Source organism: Cobetia sp., from assembly GCF_983723665.1.
Genome location: NZ_CFDJES010000135.1, coordinates 5379 through 7266, shown reverse-complemented (window position 1 = coordinate 7266; position 1888 = coordinate 5379). Strand labels below are relative to the sequence as shown.

Genomic DNA, 1888 nt, shown 5'->3' with positions numbered 1-1888 from the left:
GCGCGTCCCACAGGCGCTTGCCATCGACGCGCAGGGCGAGGCTATCCAGAATCTGCTGGGTCTGTTCGGTATTGGCAGAGGGAGCTGAAGGGGTAGTGGTAGTGGACATGTTGTTGTATGACTCCTGTCGTCGCGCTCTGGCGGCATGGTTCAACTGTTCTGACTGGCGACCTTCCCGCCTTCGGGCGACGGGAAGGTCGTCCGAAGGCGGGAAGGAGCGCCTCCCTGTGACTTACTCGGCCGCGTTACGCGTGAGGGCATCTTCACGGATGCCGCTGAGCAGCTTGCCCGGGGCGATGCCGTCCGGGTCATAGCGCAGCTCGATCAGGGCCGGCAGACGCTCGCGGTCGGCGAATTCCAGGGCGCGCTTGAAGCTTTCCTCGAAGTCCTCGTCCTTCTCCACCACCTGACCCAGGCCGCCGTAGGCGGTGACCAGCGCGGCGAAGTCCGGGTTGGTGAAGGTCAGCGCGATCTCGCGGCCCGGGAAGTCGTTTTCCTGGTGGGCGCGGATGGTGCCCCACATGCCGTTGTTGAACACCAGCACCACGACGCCGAGGCGGTACTGCAGTGCCACGCCCAGTTCCTGCAGGTTCATCTGGAAGCAGCCATCACCGGCGTAGCAGACGGCGGGGCGTTCCGGGAATTCCAGCTTGCTGGAGATGGCGGCGGGCAGGCCATAACCCATGGAACCGACGGTCGGGGCCAGCGAGCTGCCCAGGCCACGGAAGCGCACGTAGCGGTGTGCGTAGAGCGCGTAGTTGCCGGCGCCGACGCTGATGCAGCCCTTGCCATCGAGAATGCGGTCGACGGTCAGGCTGACCTTGTCCAGGCTCAGCGGGCCCGGCGACGGCTGCTCTTCCAGCGTGGCCAGATAGGCGGCGCGCGCCTCGCGGGTAATGCCGGACCAGCGCGGTGCGCTATCCGGGGACAGGGTGGAGAGCGCCAGTGCGAAGCCGTTGACGTCGGTATTGATGGCCAGCGTCGGCTGATAGACACGGCCCAGCTCTTCCGGGTCTGCGTAGATGTGCACCAGCTTCTGGGTCGGCACCGGCGACTGGATCCAGCTGTAGCCTTCGCTGGTGGCTTCGCCGATACGGGTGCCGACGGCGATCACCAGATCACTCTCGACCAGCTGCTGACGCAGCGCGTCATGCATGCCCATGCCGACGTGACCGGCGAATTGCGGCAGTTCGGCATCGACGCACTCCAGACGGCGCCAGGCGACACCGGTGGGGATATCGAAACGCTCGGCGAAGCCTTCCAGCGCGACCTGGGCATCGCGGGTCCAGCCGCTGCCACCGACCAGCAGGAAGGGGCGCTCGGCAGTCGCGAGCAGGCGCTTGAGCTCATCCAGCTGCGGCTGACCCGGATAGGTGGCCAGACGCGGGTGCGGCTTGACGTCCGCGACCTGGGCTTCGCCCCACAGGGTGTCTTCGGGCAGTGCCAGCACCACCGGTCCCGGACGGCCGCTGCGTGCCACCTGATAGGCACGCGCGATGTATTCCGGAATGCGCGAGGTGTCGTCGATCTGCGCGACCCACTTGGTCATCTCGCCGAACATGCGGCGGTAATCGATTTCCTGGAAGGCTTCGCGCTCGATGAAGTCGCCCCCGACCTGACCGATGAACAGGATCATCGGCGTGGAATCCTGATAGGCGGTGTGCACGGCGATGGAGGCGTTGGTGGCGCCCGGGCCACGGGTGACGAAGCACACGCCCGGCTCGTTGGTCAGCTTGCCGTAGGCTTCGGCCATGTAGCCTGCGCCACTTTCCTGGCGGCAGACGATGGGCTCGATGGCGCCCTTGTGCTCATTGAGCGCATCGATGCACGGCAGGTAGCTTTCGCCCGGCACCAGGAAGACACGCTTGGTGCCGTGCAGACGGATCTG

Annotated in this window: 1 protein-coding gene; it reads right to left on the bottom strand. The window is 66.1% G+C overall.

The window, feature by feature from the left end; translation table 11 throughout:
* Nucleotides 1–232: 232 nt before the first annotated feature.
* Nucleotides 233–1888: thiamine pyrophosphate-binding protein (locus tag AC4FAH_RS12120; protein WP_490246099.1), on the bottom strand; the 1656-nt coding region annotated here is incomplete at its 5' end.